Origin of the sequence: Pseudomonas sp. So3.2b, assembly GCF_019464415.1 — a bacterium.
Classification (GTDB): domain Bacteria; phylum Pseudomonadota; class Gammaproteobacteria; order Pseudomonadales; family Pseudomonadaceae; genus Aquipseudomonas; species Aquipseudomonas shahriarae.
On the sequence record NZ_CP080494.1, the window covers coordinates 1,244,286 to 1,267,261 of the forward strand.

General features: G+C 61.7%; 21 protein-coding genes. 5 read left to right on the top strand and 16 right to left on the bottom strand.

Going from position 1 to position 22,976, the window contains the following annotated elements:
* Window positions 1–37 precede the first annotated feature (37 nt).
* The 11 genes from K1X80_RS05435 to K1X80_RS05485 form a co-directional block, all read right to left on the bottom strand.
* Window positions 38–517, bottom strand: coding sequence for a DUF2878 domain-containing protein (locus tag K1X80_RS05435; RefSeq protein ID WP_057958305.1), 480 nt, complete (start codon window positions 515–517; stop codon window positions 38–40).
* A complete protein-coding gene (locus K1X80_RS05440) occupies window positions 510–1,781 on the bottom strand; it encodes a cyclopropane-fatty-acyl-phospholipid synthase family protein (RefSeq protein WP_057437758.1) in 1,272 nt (423 codons plus the stop codon). Before K1X80_RS05440 ends, K1X80_RS05435 begins: the two co-directional genes overlap by 8 nt.
* Window positions 1,768–2,571, bottom strand: coding sequence for a DUF1365 domain-containing protein (locus K1X80_RS05445; RefSeq protein WP_057958306.1), 804 nt, complete (start codon window positions 2,569–2,571; stop codon window positions 1,768–1,770). Before K1X80_RS05445 ends, K1X80_RS05440 begins: the two co-directional genes overlap by 14 nt.
* Window positions 2,568–3,815: an NAD(P)/FAD-dependent oxidoreductase gene (locus K1X80_RS05450; protein WP_057958307.1), complete on the bottom strand. Its 1,248-nt coding sequence runs from the start codon at window positions 3,813–3,815 to the stop codon at window positions 2,568–2,570. Before K1X80_RS05450 ends, K1X80_RS05445 begins: the two co-directional genes overlap by 4 nt.
* Window positions 3,812–4,594 carry an SDR family oxidoreductase gene (locus K1X80_RS05455; protein ID WP_057958308.1) on the bottom strand — a complete coding sequence of 261 codons (783 nt, stop codon included), beginning with the start codon at window positions 4,592–4,594 and terminating at the stop codon, window positions 3,812–3,814. Before K1X80_RS05455 ends, K1X80_RS05450 begins: the two co-directional genes overlap by 4 nt.
* On the bottom strand, window positions 4,591–5,013 hold the full coding sequence (locus K1X80_RS05460; protein WP_057437765.1) for a nuclear transport factor 2 family protein: 423 nt from the start codon (window positions 5,011–5,013) through the stop codon (window positions 4,591–4,593). The genes K1X80_RS05455 and K1X80_RS05460 overlap by 4 nt, the downstream gene beginning before the upstream one ends.
* A complete protein-coding gene (gene phrB / locus K1X80_RS05465) occupies window positions 5,006–6,451 on the bottom strand; it encodes a deoxyribodipyrimidine photo-lyase (protein ID WP_057958309.1) in 1,446 nt (481 codons plus the stop codon). The genes K1X80_RS05460 and phrB overlap by 8 nt, the downstream gene beginning before the upstream one ends.
* Complete coding sequence (locus K1X80_RS05470) at window positions 6,451–7,386, bottom strand: MerR family transcriptional regulator (RefSeq protein ID WP_057437769.1); 936 nt, start codon at window positions 7,384–7,386, stop codon at window positions 6,451–6,453. Before K1X80_RS05470 ends, phrB begins: the two co-directional genes overlap by 1 nt.
* A 3-nt stretch (window positions 7,387–7,389) precedes the next feature.
* The gene (locus K1X80_RS05475) at window positions 7,390–8,349 is read right to left on the bottom strand and encodes a DUF523 and DUF1722 domain-containing protein (RefSeq protein WP_057958357.1); all 960 of its coding nucleotides are present in this window, start codon (window positions 8,347–8,349) and stop codon (window positions 7,390–7,392) included.
* Between the two features lie 122 nt (window positions 8,350–8,471).
* A complete protein-coding gene (locus K1X80_RS05480; protein WP_057437771.1) occupies window positions 8,472–8,687 on the bottom strand; it encodes a TIGR02450 family Trp-rich protein in 216 nt (71 codons plus the stop codon).
* Entirely contained in the window at window positions 8,684–9,670 is a 987-nt protein-coding gene (locus K1X80_RS05485) for an NAD(P)/FAD-dependent oxidoreductase (RefSeq protein WP_057437773.1), read from the bottom strand. Before K1X80_RS05485 ends, K1X80_RS05480 begins: the two co-directional genes overlap by 4 nt.
* A 197-nt stretch (window positions 9,671–9,867) precedes the next feature.
* On the opposite strand from K1X80_RS05485, the gene K1X80_RS05490 reads away from it, so the two are divergent.
* Both K1X80_RS05490 and hemH read left to right on the top strand, forming a co-directional pair.
* The gene (locus K1X80_RS05490) at window positions 9,868–10,767 is read left to right on the top strand and encodes a TIGR01777 family oxidoreductase (protein ID WP_057437775.1); all 900 of its coding nucleotides are present in this window, start codon (window positions 9,868–9,870) and stop codon (window positions 10,765–10,767) included.
* A 14-nt stretch (window positions 10,768–10,781) separates the two neighbouring features.
* Window positions 10,782–11,804 carry a ferrochelatase gene (hemH, locus tag K1X80_RS05495; protein ID WP_169960581.1) on the top strand — a complete coding sequence of 341 codons (1,023 nt, stop codon included), beginning with the start codon at window positions 10,782–10,784 and terminating at the stop codon, window positions 11,802–11,804.
* A 63-nt stretch (window positions 11,805–11,867) separates the two neighbouring features.
* On the opposite strand, the gene K1X80_RS05500 is transcribed toward hemH, so the two are convergent.
* The 3 genes from K1X80_RS05500 to algW all read right to left on the bottom strand — a co-directional run bounded on the left by K1X80_RS05500 (window position 11,868) and on the right by algW (window position 15,938).
* Window positions 11,868–12,587 (bottom strand): DUF4198 domain-containing protein, encoded by a 720-nt coding sequence (locus tag K1X80_RS05500; protein WP_057958312.1) that lies wholly within the window; start codon window positions 12,585–12,587, stop codon window positions 11,868–11,870.
* Window positions 12,588–12,599: 12 nt separating this feature from the next.
* Window positions 12,600–14,708: a TonB-dependent siderophore receptor gene (locus K1X80_RS05505; RefSeq protein ID WP_128593277.1), complete on the bottom strand. Its 2,109-nt coding sequence runs from the start codon at window positions 14,706–14,708 to the stop codon at window positions 12,600–12,602.
* A gap of 75 nt (window positions 14,709–14,783) precedes the next feature.
* Window positions 14,784–15,938, bottom strand: a complete 1,155-nt coding sequence (gene algW, locus K1X80_RS05510; protein WP_057437778.1) for a Do family serine endopeptidase AlgW — start codon at window positions 15,936–15,938, stop codon at window positions 14,784–14,786.
* A gap of 102 nt (window positions 15,939–16,040) precedes the next feature.
* Here algW and K1X80_RS05515 point away from each other — a divergent pair, with 102 nt between their 5' ends.
* From K1X80_RS05515 to cysN, 3 genes are all read left to right on the top strand, one after another.
* The gene (locus K1X80_RS05515; protein ID WP_057958314.1) at window positions 16,041–16,799 is read left to right on the top strand and encodes a Nif3-like dinuclear metal center hexameric protein; all 759 of its coding nucleotides are present in this window, start codon (window positions 16,041–16,043) and stop codon (window positions 16,797–16,799) included.
* A gap of 159 nt (window positions 16,800–16,958) precedes the next feature.
* A complete protein-coding gene (gene cysD, locus K1X80_RS05520) occupies window positions 16,959–17,876 on the top strand; it encodes a sulfate adenylyltransferase subunit CysD (protein WP_057437780.1) in 918 nt (305 codons plus the stop codon).
* Between the two features lie 9 nt (window positions 17,877–17,885).
* Window positions 17,886–19,784, top strand: coding sequence for a sulfate adenylyltransferase subunit CysN (cysN, locus tag K1X80_RS05525; RefSeq protein WP_220172704.1), 1,899 nt, complete (start codon window positions 17,886–17,888; stop codon window positions 19,782–19,784).
* A 167-nt stretch (window positions 19,785–19,951) separates the two neighbouring features.
* On the opposite strand, the gene K1X80_RS05530 is transcribed toward cysN, so the two are convergent.
* Both K1X80_RS05530 and pta read right to left on the bottom strand, forming a co-directional pair.
* A complete protein-coding gene (locus tag K1X80_RS05530; RefSeq protein WP_057958316.1) occupies window positions 19,952–20,851 on the bottom strand; it encodes an acyltransferase in 900 nt (299 codons plus the stop codon).
* Window positions 20,852–22,951 (bottom strand): phosphate acetyltransferase, encoded by a 2,100-nt coding sequence (pta, locus tag K1X80_RS05535; RefSeq protein ID WP_057958317.1) that lies wholly within the window; start codon window positions 22,949–22,951, stop codon window positions 20,852–20,854. It lies immediately after the preceding gene.
* Window positions 22,952–22,976 lie beyond the last annotated feature (25 nt).

Here is a 22,976-nt window from a genome sequence, read left to right on the forward strand (position 1 = left end):
CAAGCCGGTCGGGCGCGTGTGAAAGCTCTGACGGACGTCAGCGCGCGAGCCGGTGCAGGCCAGGAAATACCACAGCCCACAGCAGTGCGATGGCCGCCAGGGTCGGGGCCGTGGCAAACCCGAAGCTCACGCCTGCCAACTGGCTACCGGCGTAGTACGACAGCGGCCCGCCCACTGCTCCCAGCAGGCTTGCGCGCCACCAGGGCCGGGCGCTCCAGGCCAGGCAGTGGCGCAAGGTAGTCGCCAGCAGCGCCCACAGCAAGATTAACCACAGAGGAATCAACGGGCCTGGATCACTGAATTCAAATACACCGGCCGTGCGCAACAGTGTGTCGAGCAGGGTGCCCAGCACGGTCACGCTCAAGATCAACCGCCCTTCAACGGCCCACGAAGTTATCCACAGCAGGTGGATTGCCAGCACGCCCAGCCCGAGCAATAACCACAGGCTGTCGCCACCCATCACACAGGCAAACCAGCCGCACTGGAACAGCGCGGCATTGGCCAGGTTTTTAAGCATTGAAGCGCCCGAGCAGTGGTTGTGTCACCGCGCCAGGTTTGGCCAGGAGCAATTGCGCGGTGCCGATGGTGCGTTCCATAAAACCACCTTCGCAGTAGCACAGGTAGAACTCCCACAACCGCAGGAAGTATTCGTCGTAGCCCAGTTCCGTGAGGCGGCCATGGGCACGGCGAAAATTCTCATGCCACAAGCGCAGGGTTCGCGCGTAATGCAGGCCGAAGTCTTCCATGTGCAGCAGGTTCATATCGGTGTCGCGACTGACGATCTGCAACATCTTCTGTACACAGGGCAGGGCGCCACCGGGGAAAATGTAGCGCTGGATAAAGTCGACGCTGCTCTTGGCCTGTTCATAGCGTTGTTCGCGGATGGTGATGGCCTGCAACAGCATCAGCCCGTCGCTCTTGAGCAAGTGCGCGCATTGCTTGAAGTAGGTGGGCAGGAAACGATGGCCCACGGCCTCGATCATTTCAATGGACACCAGTTTGTCGTACTGCCCGCTCAAGTCGCGGTAGTCCTGCAACAGCAATGTCACCTGATTCTGCAAGCCCAGGGCCTGGATGCGCTGTTCGGTGTAGGCAAACTGCTCTTTGGACAAGGTGGTCGTGGTGACCCGGCAGCCATACTGCTGCGCCGCGTACAGGGCCATGCTGCCCCAGCCGGTGCCGATTTCCAGCAGGTGGTCCGAAGGCTTGAGCGCGAGTTTCTGGCAGATGCGTTCGAGCTTGTTGAGCTGCGCCTGTTCCAGGGTGTCGTCGGCGGTGAGGAACTGCGCCGCCGAATACATCATGGTCGGGTCGAGAAACTCCTGGAACAGGTCGTTGCCCAGGTCGTAGTGAGCAGCGATGTTCTTTTGCGAGCCCTTGCGGGTATTGCGGTTGAGCCAGTGCAGGCCCTGGGTGAATGGGCGGGCCAACTTGGCCAGGCCGCCTTCCAGGGCATCCAGTACCTCAAGGTTGCTGACCATCACCCGCACCACCGCGGTCAGGTCCGGGCTACTCCAGTAACCATGAATAAACGCCTCGCCGGCGCCGATGGAACCGTTGGCGGCTACCAGGCCCCACACCGCCGGGTCGAGGATCTGGATTTCCCCCAGCAAGTGCGCCTCCCGTGCGCCGAACACCTGGCGCTCACCGTCCTCGACCACCACCAGTTGGCCGTGACGCAGGTTGCCGAGTTGACGCAGCACGGCCTTGCGCAACAACGCGCCGGTCAGGCCATTGACGTTCAGGCGATTGGATTTGACCGATAAGCTAGGGGATTTCATGGCGGCGATCCTTGGGATACCCAGTTGCACAGGCGCCATCGGCGGCCTGATGGGGGAAAATCGGTGTGCGTTTAAGCAGCAAGCGCAGGGCTTGCCAGTAAATTGCCAGGCCGGTCTTGGCGGTCATCCACGGGAAGCGCCACAAGTAGCGATGCAGGCTGGCGCGGTCCAGGGCTTCGCGTTGCAGGCTCAAGGTGGCGTCGAACACCTTGGTCTCGCCCTGCCAGTCGGCCATATGCACCCCCAGGCGCTGGCCGGGTGGGCTGAAGCTCATGCGGTATTCCAGGTCCCGGGGCAAGAACGGCGACACATGAAACGCCTTGGCCACCGCGAAATGCTGGTGCTCGCCGCCCGCCAGGGCGCGGGCCGGCAGCACGTAGTGATAGCGTTCGCGCCATGGGGTGTTGGTCACTTCACAGACAATCGCCGCCAGTTGCCCATCAGCCTCGAAGCAGTAAAAGAAACTCACCGGGTTGAACGCTAGGCCCCAACTGCGGACCTGGGTCAGCAGGCAGACAGTGCCCTGTGGGGTATGCCCCAACGCCGTACTGACCACCTGGCGCACGGCATCAGTCAAACAGGTGCCGTCGCGGGTCAATTCAGGCAGGTAGTCCTGCTGGCGCAATGAAAACGGCGCGAAGCGGCCACGGCCGGCGAACGGCGACAGCCCCAGCACCTGCTCCTGTTCGCTGAGGTCCAGGTACAGCAGGCCGATGCGATAGCGAAACGCATGCCCCTTGGCGGTAAATCGCCGATGGGCGATCCAGCCACTGTAGAGGGCGCTGTTCACAGGGTTTCCCCGAAGGCCTGGGCCACGCGCAGGGCACTGACCACGCCGTCTTCATGAAAGCCGTTGGCCCAGTAGGCCCCACAATAATAGGTGTGCTGGGCGCCATGCAGTTCTTCCCAGCGCGCTTGCGCCGCCACCGCCGCCAGGCTGTATTGGGGATGGGCATAGGTGTAGCGGGCAAGGATTTTCAGCGGGTTGATAATTGCTGTCTGATTGAGGCTCACGCAAAAGGTGGTGGGGCTGTCGATGCCTTGCAGGATGTTCATGGCGTAGGTGACGGCCGCTGGCTTGTGCATACTGGCGTCCAGTCGATAGTTCCAGCTGGCCCAGGCCAGTGGGCGATCGGGCAGCAAGCGGGTGTCGGTGTGCAGGGCCACGTCGTTGTCGGCGTAGGTTATCGCCCCAAGAATCTGCTGCTCAGCCTGGCTCGGGTCGTTCAGCAGGGCCAGGGCCTGGTCGCTGTGGCAGGCGAAGACAACCTTGTCGAAAATTTCACGGCCATCGGCACTGTGGATGACCACACCTTCCGGTGTGCGCTCGACTTTTTGCACCGGGCAGTTGAGGCGGATCTGTTGGCGAAACGAATCGGTCAGGGGCTCGATATAACGGCTGGAGCCGCCCTCGATCACACACCACTGCGGCCGATTGTTCACCGACAGCAGGCCGTGGTTCTTGAAGAAGCGCACGAAGAACTGCAGCGGAAACCCCAGCATGTCCGCCAGGGGCATCGACCAGATCGCCGCGCCCATGGGCACGATGTAGTGCCGGATAAAGCGCGGGCCGTAGTTGCCCGCCTGCAGGTATTCGCCCAGGGTCGTCTGTGCGCTGATGCGTTGCTCCTGCAAATCCAGCGGCGCCTGGCGATTGAAGCGCAGGATATCGCGCAACATCCCCCAGAAGCCGGGGGACAGGATATTGCTGCGCTGGGCGAACAGGCTGTTGAGGTTATTGCCGTTGTACTCGAGGTTTTCCTCTGGGGCACAGACCGAGAAACTCATTTCGGTCGGTTTGAACGGCACGCCGATCTGCCTCAGCAAACGGATGAAGTTGGGGTAGGTCCAGTCGTTGAACACAATAAAGCCGGTGTCCACCGCGTAATGTCTGTCATCGACGGTCACGTCTACCGTATGGGTATGGCCGCCAATCCGGTCGGCGGCTTCGAACAGGGTGATGTCGTGGCGGCGACTGAGCAGGTAGGCGCTGGTCAGCCCGGAAATCCCACTGCCGATAATGGCGATCTTCACAGGTCGTCCTTTTGTGGCGGTGGGCTGCGCAGCATGCGCTTGCCGATGATCAGTTGCGCGCGGTTCGGCAGTTTCGACAAAGGCCAGAGGGTGGCAATAAACAGTGCCGGGAAGGCGATCTCCAGTGGGCGTTTTTCCAGTTTGCCGAAAATATGCCGCGCTGCTTTGTCGGCCGGCCAGCTCAAGGGCATCGGGAAATCATTGCGTTCGGTCAACGGCGTATCGACGAAGCCGGGGCTGACCACCGTGACATCAATGCCTTCGGGAGACAGGTCGATGCGCAGCGATTCGAACAAATAGCGCAGGCCTGCCTTGGACGCGCCGTAGGCTTCTGCGCGGGGCATCGGCAGGTAGGTGACGGCACTGGCGACGCCCACCAGGTGCGGGGTTGACCCGGCGCGCAGCAGCGGCAATGCGGCTTCGATGCAATAACTGCTGGCCAGCAGGTTGGTGCGCACCACGTGTTCGATAATCGACGCATCGAACTGCTTGGCATCCACATATTCGCAGGTACCGGCATTCAGGATCACGGTGTCCAGGGCACCCCAGGTTTGCATGATGTGCTCGCCGATTTCCCGGACCACCTGGCTGTTGGTCAAGTCGCCGGGGACCACCAGCACTTGCCCGGGGTAACGTTGCGCAAGTTGCTCCAGCGGCGCCTTGGTGCGCGCACTCAGCGCGACCTGCGCCCCACTGCCGAGCAACTCTTCGGCCAGGGCCGCACCGATACCACTGCTTGCCCCGGTCAGCCAATAACGGCGTGGCGATGTCAGGCTCATGCCATTCTCCCTTTCAACCAACGGATCAACCGGCCGAGTACCGGCAGGTGTTCGTAAAGCAGCGCTCCGGCATCAAAGTAATCGCGGTGCCGGTAAACCTTGTCGTGCCATAACAGGTGAGAGCAGCCTTGCACCTGAATCTGTTGGCCGCCCGCCAACCGCGGGTGGCAAAAGCTCATGGTCCAGCGCAGGTAACCTTCGCCTTCGGCCACGTGGTCGAAACCGTGGAAGTCAAAATGCAATGGGTCGACGTTGCTGTAAAGCTCGGCAAAGTACGCCTTCAGCGCGCTGATGCCGTGGACCTGGTGCAGTGGATCGGTAAACGCTATGTCCTGGCTGTACAGGCTGTCGAGCCGGTGCAGGTTGTGTTTGTCCAGGGTGGCGAAGGACTCGGCGAACTGGCGCAGGAAGTCACTCATACACACCCCCTGCCGCCTGGCGTGAGGGCAGGGCACGAAAGGCCGCCAGCGCCCGCTCGCGGGAAGACTTCAGGTCGACGATGGGCCGTGGGTAGTCGGCCACGCCAAACAGCCCGCCGACAGCGTCGGGGTTGTGCACTTCCTTTTTGTTCAATCCCGCCAGTTGTGGCAGCCACTGCTTGATAAAACGCCCTTCGCCATCGAATTTCTCGGACTGGCTCAACGGGCTGAAAATGCGGAAGTACGGTGCCGAATCGGTGCCGGTGGACGAACTCCATTGCCAGCCGCCGTTATTGGCCGCCAGGTCGCCGTCGATCAAGTGGCGCATAAAAAAGCGCTCGCCTTCGCGCCAGTCGATCAGCAGGTTCTTGGTCAGAAACATCGCCACGACCATGCGCAGGCGGTTATGCATCCAGCCGGTTTCCAAGAGCTGACGCATCGCGGCATCAATGATCGGCAGGCCGGTGCGTGCCTCTTGCCAGGCGGCCAGATCAGCGGGAGCGTGGCGCCAGGCCACAGCTTCGGTTTCCGGGCGAAAGGCACGATGGCGCGACACCCGTGGGTAACCCACCAGGATATGTTTGTAGAACTCGCGCCACAGCAACTCGTTGATCCAGGTGATTGCGCCGATGTCGCCGCTTTCGAATTCACCCTGGTTACTTTGCAGCGCCGCATGCAGGCACTGGCGTGGCGAAATCACGCCGGCGGCGAGGTACGCAGACAGTTGGCTGGTGCCGGGCTTGGCCGGGAAGTCGCGTTCATCCTTGTAATAGCTGATTTGTGCGTCGGCAAACTGGGCAAGGCGTCGCTGCGCCTCATCTTCACCGGCCGGCCAAAGGGCGCGCAGGGTGTCGCTGGGCGGGGCAAATCCCTTGACCTGCTCGGGAACTGCATCACTGGCGAACGGCAGCGCGGCCTGCGCCTTGGGCGTCGCCACCCGGCGCGGCAGGGCACTGTGCAGGCGGTTGTAACAGACCTTGCGAAACTGGCTGAACACCTGGAAGTAAGTGCCGGTCTTGGTCAATACGCTGCCAGGCTGGAACAGCAGTTGGTCCAGATAGCTGTGAAACCCTACCCCGTGTGCTTCCAGAGCCTGGGCCACGGCGGCATCGCGCCGGCTTTCGTGGATCCCGTATTCTTCGTTGGTGTGCACGCTCTCGACTGACAGGGCCTGGCACACCTGCACCAGTACCTGTGGCACCTGGTCCCAAGTGTCGGCATGGCGGATCAGCAGGGGAATATTCAGCTCTCCCAGGGCCAGGCTCAGGGCCTTGAGGTTGCGCAGCCAGAAGTCCACCTTGCACGGCGCATCGTCATGGGCCAGCCACTGATCGGCGGTAATCAGGTACACCGCCGCTGTCGGGCCGCGCTGGCAGGCGGCAGCGAGGGCGGTGTTGTCATGCAGGCGCAGGTCGCTGCGCAGCCAGATCAGATGCATTAGAGAAGCCCACGCTGGATCAGGAGCTGATGGGCCGACAAGGGGTCTTCGGCCAGCACCAATTGAGGGGTGTCCTGAGTTAATACGGATAACTCGGCTTGATGGATGCACACCGTTGGTCCGGCGATCAGGATCGGGCAGTGGGTGCCGCTCAGCAGTTTCGGCAAGGTCGCTAAATGGAGGGCCTTGCTCGAGTACAGCAGCACGGCGCGCGGTTGCAGGTGCTCGACGGCCAGGGCCAGTTCGCCGGTAGGCAACGGCCAGTCGAAAACTTCCACCGGGCAATCGGCGCTGCTGGCCAGCCAGGCGCTCAGCCACAGGTGCGGTTCGAGCGGCAGGTCGGAATGGTTGATCAGCAACAATGGCGGGCCGTTGAGCTGGCGGTTGTTGTGATACATCCGTGCGCCGAACTTGCTGCGCAGCCAGGAATGGAAAAACACCCGCTCCGTCTGCGCGCCGAACTGGCCTTGCCAGCGCTGCTCCAGCTCCTTGAGCAGTGGCAACAGCAGTTGCTCGCACAGGGTACGCGGCGGGTAAAGGGCCATGGCCTGGTTGAACACGTCGTCGACCCGGCGCTCGGCCAGTTGACCGATGGCCTGGATCAAGGTCTGGCGCAGGTTCTGCCATTCGTTTTCGACGCTGTCGTCCACCGGCTGGGCGTTGTCGATCAACTGCTTGACCTGGCTTACCGGTACGCCTCGGTTGAGCCACGTCAGGATAGTCTGGATACGCTGCACATGGTCGGCGTTGAACAGCCGATGGCCCTTGGGCGTACGCTGCGGCACGATCAGGCCGTAACGCCGTTCCCAGGCGCGCAGGGTCACCGCGTTGACCCCGGTCTGGCGGGCCACTTCGCGAATCGGCAGCCAGCCTTGTTCCAGGGCCAGGGCCACATCTTCGACGGGTTGGGCAGGGGGTTGCGGGGAAACATTCATGGGTTAGATCGCATTACGCAGGCTGAGATTTTCCGGATGCGGTTGCAGGTAGGCCTGCTGCGCGATGTAGCGGTCCGGGTGTTGGCGAAAGTGATGCTTGAGCAAGGTCAGCGGCACGACCAGCGGCACGATGCCTTGCCGGTATTGGCTGATCAGCGCCTGCATTTCCTGTTTGTCTGCGGCGCTCAGGGCCTGCTTGAGGTAACCGCTGATGTGCTGCAATACATTGGAATGGGTGCCACGGGTGGCGCACTTTTTCAGGGCCGTCATCAGCTCGCTGAAATACTCGGCGGCCAGCACTGGCAGGTCACAGTCCTTGCTCATGCTGCCCAGCAGGTTGCCCAGGCTTTTGTAGTGGGCCGGACTATGGGCCATCAGCAGGTATTTATAGCGCGAGTGGAAGGCCAGCAGCTGGTGACGGGTCAGACCCTGCGCGAGCAATTGTTGCCATGTGGCATAGACAAAGACCCGGGTCAGGAAATTTTCCCGCAGCACCGGGTCGTGCAGGCGGCCATCTTCCTCCACCGGCAGGTTGGGATGGCGTGCGCAGAATGCCTGGGCATAGATGCCGCGCCCGCCGCCCTCGGCCGGGGTGCCGTTGTCGCGGTAGACCTTGACCCGTTCCAGGCCGCAGGACGGTGATTTCTGCATGAAGATATAGCCGCACAGGTCCGTATGTTCGGCGGCCATGCGCTGGCCGTACTCATCCAGTGCGCCGGTCACATTCAGTTCGCGGTGGACCGTGCCCACGGCTTGCGGCTGGAGTGGGTCGCCCACCAGGCGAATCGGCTCACGGGGGATGCCCAGGCCAATAGCGACTTCGGGGCACAGTGGCACGAAGTCGAAATAGTCACTGAGTGTCTGGCTGCACAGGGGGGATTGTTTGTGCCCGCCGTTGAAGCGCACGTTTTCGCCGAGCAGGCAGGCGCTGATGGCGATTTTTGGTTTGCCGGTGACGGACACGTTGCAGGACATGGCAAAGCCTCGACAAGATTCCTGTACAGTTAATGTTTTCTGTACAACTAATCTCATCATAGGTTTTGCACTGTACAAGTCAAATAGTTTGTACAAGTTTTTTGATGAGGTTATTGCCAGCCCATTTTCCAGCGCTCGGCATCTTGCAGGCTCTGCCAGGTCAGGCGTTCTCCGCGCCGGGTCAAGACGGCTTGCAGTTCAATCTCCAGTACGTTGTCTTCTTCATCGCGAAACAACTCGGTGACCAGGAAATGTTTTTCCTTGTTTCGCGGGTGGGTTGCTGTCCATTTGGAGAGCAGCAGTTTTGTTGGATTGATGCGGTTCATTGCAGGTGTCCGAGCAAGCGCCGCGCGGCTTCCTGGCCGCTGAGCCACGCGCCTTCGACCCTGCCTGACAGGCACCAGTCGCCACACACGTACAGGCCCAGGTCGGCATCCGCCAGTACTCCCCATTCATGGCTGCCCGCCGGACGGGCGTACAACCAGCGGTGGGCGAGGCTGAAGGAGGGCGCCGGCATGCTGCAATGCAGCAGTTCGGCAAAGGCGCCGTGCAGCAATTCGATGATGGCTTCCTTGGGCAGGTCCAGGTGCTGTTTGCTCCAGGCACTGGTGGCGTGCAGGATCCAGGTATCTGGCGTGGCGTCCCGCCCTGGTTTGCTGCGGTTGCGGGCCAGCCAGTCGAGGGGGCTGTCTTGTACGAAGCAGCCTTCCATCGGCGTATCCAGCGGCGTGTCGAAGGCCAGGGCAATGGCCCAGGTCGGGTCCATTTTCACCCCGGCTGCCGTGCTCGCCAGTTTCGGCGCCGCGGCCAGCAGGGCCGTGGCCTGGTGCGCCGGGGTGGCAATGATTACGTGGCTGAAGGGGCCATGGTTGCCACCGTCGGCGTCCAGCAGGTTCCAGTGTTGCTGGCCCTGGAACACTTCGGTGATACGGCAGCCGAACTCCACCGGCAGGTCGTCCAGCAGTGCGCGGGTGATGGCGCTCATGCGCGGGGTGCCGACCCAGCGGGTCTGCTCATCGGGAGAAGGGCTCAGTTGGCCGGATTGGCAGTTGTAGAGTTGCGGTTCCCACTCGGCAACCCAGCCATTGGCTTGCCAGCGTTGCACTTCATCGACGAAGCGTCGGTCGCGGGCGGTGAAGTACTGTGCGCCGAGGTCCAGTGTGCCGGCCTCGCTGCGCTTGCTGGACATGCGCCCGCCACTGCCGCGGCTTTTATCGAAGAGTTGTACAGCGTGCCCGGCATCTTTTAACGCTCGGGCGGCAGAAAGTCCGGCGATGCCGGTACCGATGATCGCGATGGGAACAGTCATGGGAGGCCTCGTTTTACCTTTGGGTACAGACTACGCCGACACCAATAGCTGTACAATATTGTTTTTTGGTATAAGTTTCGGCATGCCTTAACGTGTGGCGTGGCCTATGGTTAAACGTAGGTCGCGCCCGATTAAAAAGATCCCTGCTTATAAAATAGACCAGCGATGCCCGGCCAACGTTACAGGAGGAAGATCTCATGCATATTTTGCTGACCGGCGGTACCGGTCTGATCGGCCGCCAGCTTTGCCAGTACTGGAGCGCCCAGGGGCATCAGTTGACGGTATGGAGCCGCAATCCCGCGCAGGTCGCCACCCTGTGCGGTGCGCAGGTGAAGGGCGTTGCCCGTTTGCAGGATGTAACGCAGCCGGTGGATGCTGTTATCAACCTGGCCGGCGCGCCGATCGCCGACCGGCTCTGGACCCATAAACGCAAGGCATTGCTGTGGAGCAGTCGGATCAGCCTGACGGAAACCTTGCTGGCCTGGCTTGAAGGCCTGGCGGTGAAACCTGCGGTGTTGATTTCCGGGTCGGCGGTGGGTTGGTATGGCGATGGCGGTGAGCGCGAGCTGACCGAAGCCAGCGGCCCGGTGCTGGACGATTTTCCCAGCCAGTTGTGCATTGCCTGGGAAGAAACCGCCCAGCGCGCCGAGGCCTTCGGCCTGCGGGTGGTGCTGGTGCGTACTGGCCTGGTGCTAGCGGCCGAGGGCGGCTTTTTGTCGCGGTTGTTACTGCCCTTTAAACTGGCGCTGGGCGGGCCTATCGGTAACGGTCGGCAGTGGATGCCGTGGGTGCATATCAAGGATCAAATCGCCCTGATTGATTTTCTTCTACACAAACCTGACGCCAGCGGTCCTTATAATGCCTGCGCGCCCCAGCCGGTGCGTAACCGCGAGTTTGCCAAGACCCTGGGCCAGGTGCTGCACCGCCCGGCGTTTATGCCGATGCCGGCGTTTGCCTTGCGGGTGGGTTTGGGCGAGTTGTCCGGCCTGTTGCTGGGCGGGCAGAAGGCGCTACCCGAGCGGTTGTTGGCCGCCGGTTTCACTTTTCAGTTCACTGAGTTGCACGCGGCCCTGGACGACTTGTCCAGCCGCCTCTAGAGATAGGATGTTGCATGACGGATCACGCGTTGTTACTGGTCAACCTGGGCTCGCCGGCGTCCACTTCGGTGGCCGATGTGCGCAGCTACCTCAATCAGTTCTTGATGGACCCATATGTGATCGACCTGCCGTGGCCGGTGCGGCGCTTGCTGGTGTCGCTGATCCTGATCAAGCGTCCCGAGCAGTCGGCCCACGCCTACGCCTCGATCTGGTGGGACGAAGGCTCGCCGCTGGTGGTCCTCAGTCGCCGCCTGCAGCAGCAGATGACCAGCCAATGGACCCATGGCCCGGTGGAACTGGCGATGCGTTATGGCGAACCGTCGATTGAAAGCGTGCTGACCCGCCTGGCCGGCCAGGGCATTCATAAGGTCACGCTGGCGCCGTTGTATCCACAGTTTGCCGACAGCACCGTGACCACGGTGATCGAAGAAGCGCGGCGGGTGGTGCGCGAGAAGAAACTCGACCTGCAGTTCTCGATCCTGCAACCGTTCTACGACCAGCCGGAATACCTCGATGCTCTGGTGGCCAGTGCCAGGCCGCATTTGCAGCAGGATTACGATCACCTGCTGTTCAGCTTCCACGGCCTGCCGGAACGGCATCTGAATAAACTCAACCCCGGGCATTCCCTGGACGGTGCGGGCGACTGTTGCGCCGATGCGTCGCCTGAGGTGCGTACCACCTGTTATCGCGGGCAATGCTTCAGCGTCGCCCGCGACTTTGCCGCGCGCATGGGCCTGCCTGAGGGTAAATGGTCGGTAGCGTTCCAGTCGCGCCTGGGCCGGGCGAAGTGGATCGAACCCTACACCGAGGCCCGCCTGGAGGCCCTGGCTCAGCAGGGGGTGAAGAAGTTGCTGGTGATGTGCCCGGCGTTTGTCGCCGATTGCATCGAGACCCTGGAGGAGATCGGTGATCGCGGCCTGGAACAGTTCCGCGAAGCCGGGGGCGAGGAGTTAGTGCTGGTGCCGTGCCTCAATGATGATCCGCAGTGGGCGGCGGCACTTAACACCTTGTGCGAAAGAGCGCCCGTCAGCCTCTAATGTGGCGGCTTGTGTGGGAGCTGGCTCCCATACAAGCCAGTTCCCACATGGCTTCAGCGGGCTTTACTCGTGATGGGGCTGGCCAAGAAAGGTCAGTGAGCTGAACAGCGCGCGGATGTGGACCTCGCCGTTATCTTTGACCGGCACTTGTGCCTGCGCCGCAATCACATTCAGCGCTTCATTGCGCACCAGTACCTGGGCCCGGCCATCCTTGTCGGTCTCGGTACTCAAGGTGTTCGGCGCGCTGCGGTAGTCGCCAATCAACTTGATTCCGGCGGCGGGCTTGCCGTCGATCAGCACCCGTACAGGCAGCGATTGGCCTGGGCCGACGGTCAGCGGGTCGACTTCGGGCACGATCACCATCCTCAACTGATCCAGCTTGGGCAGTTTTGCCCCGGCCTGATAGATCGCCAGGCTGTACTTCAGGGCCTGGGTCGTTTCGACGGCGCCCGGCACCTGGCTGTGGCCCTTGTTCACCCATTTCTTGTCTGGGGTTTGCGTCCACAGGCCGTTATCAAACGCCACGGCCAGCACCGCAGGAGATTTGAGCGGTTGCAGGCGCGCCTGGTCGTCCAGGCGTTGTACGGTCACCGGGATCATCCGGCCACTGGCGTCATAGGCCCAGGCGCCGCTGACTTTCCTGGCCTTGAAGGCTTCGTCTTCGGCACCGTGGCCATAGACCACCTCGATATGCCCCCGGCGTTGCTCGGTCCACAGACCGTGGGCCGATACCTGGGTGGCGAACAGCAGGCCGAGCACGGCCAATGATTTGAGCGCTTGCATGGTGAGGTCCTTTTACAGATTGAGGGTCAGGCTGACGGTGAAGTTGCGCGGCTCTCCGGGGGTTACCCAGTAGTTGCTGTAGGAGCGCTCGTAGTACTTTTCATCGAACAGGTTGTTGAGGTTCAGGCCCACGGTGAGGTTGTCGCTGGCCTTGTAATGGGCCAGCAGGTCGACCGTGTGGTAGGCCGGCAACTCGAAGCTTTTACCGGCCTCGCCCGAGCGGTCGCCGACGTAGGTAAAGGCCGCGCCCAGATCCGAGCCCCGCAGGGCGCCATCCTGGAACTCATACACGCCCAACAGGCTGCCACTGCGCTTGGCCACGCCAGGGACGCGGCTGCCGGTGGGGATTTCTTTGTCACCCTTGGTCACTTGCGCATCGATGTAGGCCAGGGCACCAATCACCCGCACAGCGTCAGTCAATTGCCCGCTCAGTTGCAGGTCAACCCCCTGGCTGCGGGCCTTGCCAATGGCGCGCTTGAGGTCGGTGGCCGGGTCGGTGGCCAGGGTGTTTTCTTTATTGATATGGAAGGCGGCGACGGTGGCGCTCAGGCGGTCGTCGAACAGCTCTGTCTTGATACCGACTTCATAACCAACACCTTCTTCGGGCTCGAGGAATTTACCGGCTGCGTCCAGGTCACTTTGCGGCTTGAACGAGGTACTGGCGTTGGCAAACAGCCCCACCTGCGGGGTCAGTTGATACAGCAGGCCGGCCCGCTGGGTCATGACATCGTGGGTTTTCTGGCTCTTGGCGCCGTTGCGGGTGAAGTCCTCTGAGCTTTGCTCGACGTGCTCCAGGCGCACGCCCACCAGGCCGCGCAGGCGGTCGGTAAATACGATCTGGTCTTGCAGGTTCAGCGCCTGGCTTTTCACCTGGGTGAAAAAATCAGTGCCCGTGGGCTTGCCATTGGGCTTGGGCTGGCCATAGACCGGTTGGTAGATATCAATCGGGTAGCTGCCGGTGATGGCGGTCACCCGTTCTTTCTTGCGGTAGTCCTCGTACTCGGTGCCGATCAGCAATTCATGCTGCCAACTGCCGATATCGAACAGACCGCGCAGCTCCAACTGGGTGATGCTGTCGTGCCAACCCGTGGAGCGTTCGCGGTAACGGCGGTTGACGGTATGCCCATCGGCATTCAGCGGGCGGCTTTCCGAGGCGTGGCCCCAGAGGCTGCCTTGTTTGTAATGGCTGGCCAGGCGCAGCTTCCAGGCATCGTTCAAGTGATGCTCGAGGGTGGCTTGCAGGCGGTTGTTGTGGTTGTCGATATCGCCGTCGTTGGGCTCGCCGAGGAAGGTCGAGCGGGACATGCCGCTCCAGCGGTCATTCGGCGCGACGATGCCCCGGTCGAACGTTGAGCTGTGGCGCACGAACTCACTTTCCACCAACAGGCTGGTGTCCGGGTCCAGTTGCCAACTGAACGATGGGGCGACAAACACCCGCTTGCTCTGCACGTGGTCACGAAAGCTGTGGTTGTCTTCCACTGCCAGATTGACCCGCGACAGCACATTGCCTTCGCTGTCCAGCGGGGTGTTGATATCGACGGCGGTGCGGTAGCGGTCCCAACTGCCGGCGCTGGTCTGCAGGGTGGTAAAGGCTTCGGCTTGGGGCTTTTTGGTGACGATATTCACGGTGCCGCCGGGATCGCCACGGCCATAGAGGCTGGCGGCGGGGCCCTTGAGCACTTCGATACGTTCGATATTGGCCGTGTCCGGCGTGCTCGGGTAGCCACGGTTGGCGCTGAAACCATCCTGGTAGAACGCCGAGGTGGTGAAGCCGCGAATACTGTATTCGTAAAGGGTCAGGCCACCGAAGTTGTTCTGCTTGGACACCCCGCCGGCAAACTCCAGGGCGCGCTCGACGTTGTTGCTGCCCAGGTCCTTGAGCACTGTGGTGGGGATCACGCTGATTGACTGTGGGATATCCCGCAGGGCGGTGTCGGTCTTGGTCCCGCTGGCCGAGCGGGTCGCACGGTAACCCGTGACCGGGCCGGTAGCGGATTCATACGCCTCGCCGGTGATGCTGGTGGTGCCCAGTTCAAGGGTGTTGGTGTCTTCTGCAAACACCGGGTCCACCAGCAATCCCAGGGCGAGACCGGCCAGGGGCGCAAACTTTCGAGACGTCATGGTCTAACATTCCAATATCAATATTGAAATAATATAACATGACTATTGAGAGTGTATCTCTTTAAGGATCGTCCTTTATTCCTGCTCTTTCACCGGGGCGGGCGGCGGGCGCAGGCCCACTTCGGCCAGCAGCTTGATCTCTTTGCCGTTGCGCATCACCTGGATCGCGACCTTTTCCGTCGGTTTGATCCGCGCCACCTGGTTCATCGAACGGCGACCATCGCCCGCCGGTTCACCGTCGATGCTGAGGATCACATCGCCCACCTGCATCCCGGCTTTCTCCGCCGGGCCGCCGCGCAGGATGCCGGCAATCACGATGCCTGGGCGCCCGGTCAGGCCAAACGACTCCGACAGCTCCTTGGTCAGCGGTTGCACTTCAATCCCCAGCCAGCCACGGATCACCTGGCCGTGCTCGATGATCGACTTCATCACTTCCATCGCCAGCTTCACCGGGATCGCAAAACCGATGCCCTGGGAGCCGCCGGACTTGGAAAAAATCGCCGTGTTGATGCCGGTCAGGTTGCCATTGGCGTCCACCAGCGCGCCGCCGGAGTTGCCCGGGTTGATAGCCGCGTCGGTCTGGATAAAGTCTTCGTAGCTGTTAAGGCCCAACTGATTACGCCCGGTGGCGCTGATGATGCCCATGGTCACGGTCTGGCCGACGCCGAACGGGTTGCCGATCGCCAAGGCCACATCACCGACCCGCAGGCTTTCGGAGCGGCCGATGGTGATGGAGGGCAGGTTCTTCAGGTCGATCTTCAGGACCGCAAGGTCGGTTTCCGGGTCGCTGCCCACCACCCGCGCCAGGGTTTCGCGGCCATCGCGCAGGGCCACGACAATCTGGTCGGCCCCGGTGCTTACATGGTTGTTGGTCAGGATGTAGCCTTCGGGGCTCATGATCACCCCGGAGCCGAGGCTCGACTCCATGCGGCGCTGCTTGGGCGAATTGTCACCGAAGAACCGCCGGAACTGTGGGTCTTCAAACAGCGGGTGCGCCGGTTTATTGATGACTTTGGTGGTGTATAGGTTGACCACTGCGGGCGCAGCGACCACCACCGCATCGGCGTAGGTCACCGGGCCTTGTTGCACCGCGCTGGTTTGCGGTGCCTGTTGCAGGTTGACGTCCAGGCTTGGCAGGCCGACCCATTGCGGATAACGCTGAATAATCAGCATCGCGATCAGCACGCCGGCCAACAATGGCCATCCAAAAAAACGCAGCGCCTTGAGCATCAAGTAAGTCCTGACAGGTTGCAGGGGGCGCGGGAGCGCCCATAATGTCGCGCATTATACGAGGCCGCGAGCGCCTCTGAACGGGATATTTAGGAGTCTTTTATGGCCGTCGCCCTGAGCACCCTGGTTGAAGAAGCGGATCGCTACTTGAACAGCGCGAAAATTGCCGATTACTGCCCCAATGGCCTGCAGGTCGAAGGCCGGCCGCAGGTGTTGCGCATTGTCAGTGGCGTGACTGCCAGCCAAGCGCTGCTCGACGCGGCGGTGGAGGCCAAGGCCGACCTGGTGCTGGTGCATCACGGTTATTTCTGGAAAGGCGAGAGCCCGTGCATCACCGGCATGAAACAGCGCCGCCTCAAGACCCTGCTCAAGCACGACATCAGCCTCCTGGCCTACCACCTGCCGCTGGACCTGCACCCGGACGTGGGCAACAACGTGCAGTTGGCCCGCCAGTTGGACATCACCGTCGAAGGCCCGCTGGACCCGGACAACCTCAAGGTCGTCGGCCTGGTCGGCTCCTTGGCCGAGCCCCTGTCGGCACGGGATTTCGCCCGCCGTGTGCAGGAAGCCATGGGCCGCGAGCCGCTGCTGATCGAAGGCAGCGCGATGATCCGCCGCGTGGGCTGGTGCACCGGCGGCGGCCAGGGCTACATCGACCAGGCCGTGCTGGCCGGGGTGGATTTGTACCTCAGCGGCGAAGCTTCGGAACAGACCTTCCACAGTGCCCGGGAAAACGACATCAGCTTTATCGCCGCCGGCCATCATGCCACCGAGCGTTATGGCGTGCAGGCCCTGGGCGATTACCTGGCCCGGCGCTTTGCCCTCGAGCACCTGTTTATCGACTGCCCCAACCCGATCTGAGCCTCCCCACAGGCCCTTCATTGCAGGCAAACCGAGCGGTATATCCATATACCGTTTCGATCTAGCCAGCTCCCTGATTAGAAGTAGGTGCTGTGCTAGCATGCCTCGCTCGAACACGGCCCGCAGGCCGTCCATAAGATCGTTTTTCCGTGAGTAGCCATGGTCGACAAACTGACGCATCTGAAACAGCTGGAGGCGGAGAGCATCCACATCATCCGTGAGGTTGCCGCCGAGTTCGACAACCCCGTGATGCTCTACTCCATCGGCAAAGACTCCGCCGTGATGCTGCATCTGGCGCGCAAGGCATTCTTCCCGGGCAAGCTGCCGTTTCCGGTGATGCATGTGGACACCCAGTGGAAATTCCAGGAAATGTACAAGTTTCGCGACCGCATGGTCGAGGAACTGGGCCTGGAGCTGATCACTCACGTCAACCCGGACGGTGTGGCGCAGGGCATCAACCCGTTCACCCACGGCAGCGCCAAGCACACCGACATCATGAAGACCGAAGGCCTGAAACAAGCCTTGGACCAGCATGGTTTCGACGCAGCCTTCGGCGGCGCCCGTCGCGATGAAGAGAAATCCCGCGCCAAAGAGCGCGTGTACTCGTTCCGCGACAGCAAGCACCGCTGGGACCCGAAAAACCAGCGCCCGGAGCTGTGGAACGTCTACAACGGCAACGTCAACAAGGGCGAGTCGATCCGCGTGTTCCCGCTGTCCAACTGGACCGAGCTGGATATCTGGCAGTACATCTATCTGGAAGGCATTCCCATCGTGCCGCTGTACTTCGCCGCCGAACGTGAAGTGATCGAGAAGAACGGCACGCTGATCATGATCGACGACGAGCGCATCCTCGAGCACCTGTCCGACGAGGACAAAGCCCGCATCGTCAAAAAGAAAGTCCGTTTCCGTACCCTTGGCTGCTACCCGTTGACGGGCGCGGTGGAGTCCGAAGCCGAGACGCTGACGGACATCATCCAGGAAATGCTCCTGACGCGAACTTCCGAGCGCCAGGGCCGTGTCATCGACCACGATGGTGCAGGCTCGATGGAAGATAAAAAACGTCAAGGTTATTTCTAAGGGGCTGTCATGTCGCATCAATCTGATTTGATCAGCGAGGACATCCTCGCCTACCTGGGCCAGCACGAACGCAAGGAAATGCTGCGCTTTCTGACCTGTGGCAACGTCGACGACGGCAAGAGCACCCTGATCGGGCGCCTGCTGCACGACTCCAAGATGATCTACGAAGACCATCTGGAAGCCATCACCCGCGATTCGAAGAAAGTCGGCACCACCGGTGACGATATCGACCTGGCTTTGCTGGTCGACGGCCTGCAGGCCGAGCGTGAGCAGGGCATCACCATTGATGTGGCCTACCGCTATTTCTCCACCGCCAAGCGCAAATTCATCATTGCCGACACCCCCGGCCATGAGCAGTACACCCGCAACATGGCCACCGGTGCGTCCACCTGTGACCTGGCGATCATCCTGGTGGATGCGCGCTACGGCGTGCAGACCCAGACCCGTCGCCACAGCTTTATCGCCTCGCTGTTGGGCATCAAGCACATCGTTATCGCGATCAACAAGATGGACCTCAACGGTTTCGACGAGAGCATCTTCGAGTCGATCAAGGCCGACTACCTGAAGTTTGCCGAGGGCATTGCATTCAAGCCGAGCACCATGGCCTTTGTGCCGATGTCGGCGCTCAAGGGCGACAACGTGGTGAACAAGAGCGAGCGTTCGCCGTGGTACACCGGCCAGTCGCTGATGGAGATCCTCGAAACCGTCGAGATCGCCAACGACCGCAACTACACCGACCTGCGTTTCCCGGTGCAGTACGTCAACCGCCCGAACCTGAACTTCCGTGGTTTCGCCGGTACCCTGGCCAGCGGCATCGTGCACAAGGGCGACGAAGTGGTGGTGTTGCCGTCGGGTAAGAGCAGCCGCATCAAATCCATCGTCACCTTCGAAGGTGAACTGGAGCACGCAGGCCCAGGCCAGGCCGTGACCCTGACCATGGAAGACGAGATCGACATCTCCCGTGGCGACCTGCTGGTGCATGCCGACAACGTGCCGCAAGTGACCGACGCCTTCGACGCCATGCTGGTGTGGATGGCCGAGGAGCCGATGCTGCCGGGCAAGAAATACGACATCAAGCGCGCTACCAGCTACGTGCCGGGTTCCATCACCAGCATCGTGCATCGTGTGGATGTGAACACCTTGGAAGAAGGCCCCGCCAGTGCCTTGCAACTGAACGAGATCGGTCGGGTCAAGGTCAGCCTCGACGCGGCCATTGCCCTGGACGGTTACGCCAGCAACCGCACCACCGGCGCCTTTATCGTAATTGATCGCCTGACCAACGGCACTGTGGCCGCGGGCATGATCATCGCACCACCGGTCAGCCATGGCGGCGCGGCGCAGCACGGCAAGTTGGCCCACGTGGCCACCGAAGAGCGCGCCCAGCGTTTCGGCCAGCAGCCGGCCACCGTGTTGTTCAGCGGCCTGTCGGGCGCAGGCAAGAGCACCTTGGCCTATGCAGTTGAGCGTAAATTGTTCGACATGGGCCGTGCGGTGTTCGTACTCGATGGCCAGAACCTGCGCCATGACCTCAATAAAGGTCTGCCACAGGACCGAGCCGGGCGTACCGAGAACTGGCGGCGTGCTGCTCACGTGGCGCGTCAGTTCAACGAAGCCGGCCTGCTGACCCTGGCGGCCTTCGTGGCGCCGGATGCCGAAGGCCGTGAACAGGCCAAGGCGTTGATCGGCAGTGAGCGTTTGCTGACCGTGTACGTGCAGGCCTCGCCGCTGGTGTGTGCCGAGCGTGACCCGCAAGGCCTGTATGCTGCGGGTGGGGATAACATCCCTGGTGAGTCGTTCCCGTACGACGTGCCGTTGAATGCCGACCTGGTGCTCGACACCCAGGCCCTGTCGCTGGACGACAGCGTCAAGCAAGTGCTGGAGCTGTTGCGCCAGCGCGGCGCGATCTAAACCTCGCCGCCACAAAAAAGCCCGCCACCGATCACTCGGTGGCGGGCTTTTCACATTCTTCAGGTTGACACAGTCAGTGTGGGAGCTGGCTTGCCTGCGATGGCAGTGGTTCAGGCAATGCACTTACATCTGACAGACCGCTATCGCAGGCAAGCCACACATGGTGATCACCGATTGCCTGGGTACTCGATGTGAAGCCGGCTCAACAGGGCATCCTTGTCTTCCCACAACTGGTTGATCCAGCCCTGGAACGCCAACCGATACTCCCCATCCTGCTCATAATTCTTGCCAATGAACTCGGCCGGGATCTGCACCTCTTCAAACTGCACCACCACGTCTTTTACATTGCCGCACAACAAGTCCCAGAACCCCGGGCGCCCGCCTGGGTAGTGGATAGTCACATTGACCAGTGACTTCAGTTGCTCGCCCATGGCATCCAGTACAAACGCAATGCCGCCGGCCTTGGGCTTGAGCAGGTAGCGGAACGGCGATTGTTGCTGGGCATGTTTGCCAGGGGTAAACCGCGTGCCTTCGGCAAAGTTGAAAATACCCACCGGGTTATCGCGAAACTTCGCACAGGTCTTGCGGGTGGTTTCCAGATCCTTGCCTTTTTTCTCCGGGTGTTTCTCCAGGTAGGCCTTGGTGTAACGCTTCATGAAGGGGAAGCCCAGCGCCCACCACGCGAGGCCAATCACCGGTACCCAGATCAGCTCCTGCTTGAGGAAAAACTTCAGTGGGCGGATCCGTCGATTGAGCACGTACTGCAACACCATGATATCGACCCAGCTCTGGTGGTTGCTGGTCACCAGGTACGAGTGCTGGTAGTCCAGGCCTTCCAGGCCCTTGAGGTGCCAGCGGGTGCGGCGCACCAGGTTCATCCAGGCCTTGTTATTGCTGATCCACGCTTCATGGGTGTGGTTCATCAACCACTCGCTGAAGCGCTTGGCGAACGGCAGCGCCTTGAACAGCGCGACGATAAACAGGAATGAACACAGCAGGATGGTGTTCAACGCCAGCAGCAGCGAGGCAAGGACCCCACGCAGGGGGGCAGGCAGAAAGTCCAGCATTTAGGCATCCATAGGTCGGTTGGCGGCTTGAATCGCGGTCAGGGCGATGGTGTAGACGATATCGTCCACCTGGGCCCCACGGGGCAGGTCGTTCACAGGTTTGCGCAGGCCTTGGAGCATCGGGCCGAGGCTGACGCAATCGGCACTGCGCTGCACGGCTTTGTGGGTGGTGTTGCCGGTGTTGAGGTCGGGGAACACAAAGACCGTGGCCTTGCCCGCCACCAGGCTGTTGGGTGCCAGTTGCCGAGCGACGTTTTCGTTGGCGGCGGCATCGTACTGCAAGGGGCCATCGATCAGCAGCGAGCTTTGTTGTTCGTGGGCCAGCAGGGTGGCCTCGCGGACTTTCTCCACTTCTTCGCCACTGGCCGAGTCACCACTGGAGTAGCTGATCATCGCCACGCGCGGGGTGATACCGAAGGCGGCGGCCGAGTCGGCGCTCTGCAGGGCGATTTCCGCGAGTTCCGCGGCGCTGGGGTGCGGGTTCATCACGCAGTCGCCGTAGACCAGTACTTGTTCAGGGAACAGCATGAAAAACACCGACGACACCAGGGTGCAGCCCGGCGCGGTCTTGATCAGTTGCAGGGCCGGGCGGATGGTATTGGCGGTGGAGTGGATGACCCCGGAGACCAGGCCGTCCACTTCATCCAGCGCCAGCATCATGGTGGCGATCACCACGGTGTCTTCCAGTTGCTGCTCGGCCATCGGCGCGTTGAGGCTTTTGCTCTTGCGCAGGGCCACCATCGGCTCGACATAGCGCTCGCGAATCAGGTCCGGGTCAAGAATCTCCAGGCCTTCGGGCAACTCGATGCCGTGGGCGCGGGCCACGGCTTCGACGTCAGCCGGCTTGGCCAGCAGCACACAACGGGCAATGCCCCGGGCCTGGCAGATGGCGGCGGCTTGCACGGTCAGCGGCTCGCTGCCCTCGGGCAGCACAATGCGCTTGTTGGCGGCCTGGGCACGCTGGATCAACTGGTAGCGGAACACTGCCGGCGACAGGCGCATCTCCCGTGGCGTACCGCAACGCTGGTGCAGCCAGCGCGCGTCCAGGTGGCTGGCGACGAAATCGGTGATGATCTCCGCACGTTCGCGGTCATCAATCGGGATTTCCTTGTTCAGGCTGTTGAGTTGGTTGGCGGTGTCGTAGGAGCCGGTGCTCACCGACAGCACCGGCAGCCCGGCCTGGAACGCACCACGGCACAGGTCCATAATCCGTGGGTCGGGCAGGGTGTCGCTGGTCAGCAGCAGGCCGGCCAGGGGCACGCCATTGATCGCGGCCAGGCTGACGGCGAGGATGATGTCGTCGCGATCCCCCGGCGTCACCACCAGCACGCCGGGCTTGAGCAGCTCCACGGTGTTGCGCATGGTGCGTGCGCAGATGATGATTTTGCTCATGCGCCGGGTTTCATAGTCGCCCGCATTGAGCACTTGTGCGCCCATCAGGTCGGCCACGTCGCGAGTGCGCGGGGCATTGAGCTCGGGCTGGAACGGGATACAGCCCAGCAAGCGGAAATCGCCACTGCGCAGTAACGGCGAATGCTCCTTGAGGCGCGCGGCGAAGACTTCCATGCTTTCGTCGGTCTGCACCTTGTTCAGAATCACGCCCAGCACTTTCGGGTCTTTCGGGCCGCCGAACAGTTGCGCCTGCAATTCCACGCGGCCGGACAGTTCGGTCAGCACTTCGTTTTCCGGGGCCGAGACGAGGATGACTTCGGCATCCAGGCTTTTCGCCAGGTGCAGGTTGACCCGTGCGGCATAGCTGGCGCTGCGGGTCGGCACCATGCCCTCGACAATCAGCACGTCCTTGCCCACGGCGGCCTGCTGGTACAGGGTGATGATTTCTTCGAGCAACTCATCGAGCTGGCCATCGCCGAGCATCCGCTCGACATGGGCCAACCCCAGGGGTTGCGGCGGTTTCAGGCCGTGGGTACGCGCCACCAGCTCGGTGGAGCGCTCAGGCCCGGTATCGCCGGGGTGCGGCTGGGCAATCGGTTTGAAAAAGCCGACTTTCAGCCCGGCCCGCTCAAGGGTACGCACCAGCCCAAGGCTGATGGAGGTCAGACCCACACCAAAATCGGTGGGCGCGATAAAAAAAGTCTGCATGCGAATTCTCTGAAGGTGCATGGCT

Excerpts from the sequence above, each read along its gene's own strand:
- K1X80_RS05435 (WP_057958305.1), bottom strand. The coding sequence starts at position 517 with ATGCTTAAAAACCTGGCCAATGCCGCGCTGTTCCAGTGCGGCTGGTTT.
- K1X80_RS05440 (WP_057437758.1), bottom strand. The coding sequence starts at position 1,781 with ATGAAATCCCCTAGCTTATCGGTCAAATCCAATCGCCTGAACGTCAAT.
- K1X80_RS05455 (WP_057958308.1), bottom strand. The coding sequence starts at position 4,594 with ATGAGCCTGACATCGCCACGCCGTTATTGGCTGACCGGGGCAAGCAGT.
- K1X80_RS05460 (WP_057437765.1), bottom strand. The coding sequence starts at position 5,013 with ATGAGTGACTTCCTGCGCCAGTTCGCCGAGTCCTTCGCCACCCTGGAC.
- phrB (WP_057958309.1), bottom strand. The coding sequence starts at position 6,451 with ATGCATCTGATCTGGCTGCGCAGCGACCTGCGCCTGCATGACAACACC.
- K1X80_RS05470 (WP_057437769.1), bottom strand. The coding sequence starts at position 7,386 with ATGAATGTTTCCCCGCAACCCCCTGCCCAACCCGTCGAAGATGTGGCC.
- K1X80_RS05480 (WP_057437771.1), bottom strand. The coding sequence starts at position 8,687 with ATGAACCGCATCAATCCAACAAAACTGCTGCTCTCCAAATGGACAGCA.
- K1X80_RS05485 (WP_057437773.1), bottom strand. The coding sequence starts at position 9,670 with ATGACTGTTCCCATCGCGATCATCGGTACCGGCATCGCCGGACTTTCT.
- K1X80_RS05490 (WP_057437775.1), top strand. The coding sequence starts at position 9,868 with ATGCATATTTTGCTGACCGGCGGTACCGGTCTGATCGGCCGCCAGCTT.
- hemH (WP_169960581.1), top strand. The coding sequence starts at position 10,782 with ATGACGGATCACGCGTTGTTACTGGTCAACCTGGGCTCGCCGGCGTCC.
- K1X80_RS05500 (WP_057958312.1), bottom strand. The coding sequence starts at position 12,587 with ATGCAAGCGCTCAAATCATTGGCCGTGCTCGGCCTGCTGTTCGCCACC.
- K1X80_RS05505 (WP_128593277.1), bottom strand. The coding sequence starts at position 14,708 with ATGACGTCTCGAAAGTTTGCGCCCCTGGCCGGTCTCGCCCTGGGATTG.
- algW (WP_057437778.1), bottom strand. The coding sequence starts at position 15,938 with ATGCTCAAGGCGCTGCGTTTTTTTGGATGGCCATTGTTGGCCGGCGTG.
- K1X80_RS05515 (WP_057958314.1), top strand. The coding sequence starts at position 16,041 with ATGGCCGTCGCCCTGAGCACCCTGGTTGAAGAAGCGGATCGCTACTTG.
- cysD (WP_057437780.1), top strand. The coding sequence starts at position 16,959 with ATGGTCGACAAACTGACGCATCTGAAACAGCTGGAGGCGGAGAGCATC.
- cysN (WP_220172704.1), top strand. The coding sequence starts at position 17,886 with ATGTCGCATCAATCTGATTTGATCAGCGAGGACATCCTCGCCTACCTG.
- K1X80_RS05530 (WP_057958316.1), bottom strand. The coding sequence starts at position 20,851 with ATGCTGGACTTTCTGCCTGCCCCCCTGCGTGGGGTCCTTGCCTCGCTG.
- pta (WP_057958317.1), bottom strand. The coding sequence starts at position 22,951 with ATGCAGACTTTTTTTATCGCGCCCACCGATTTTGGTGTGGGTCTGACC.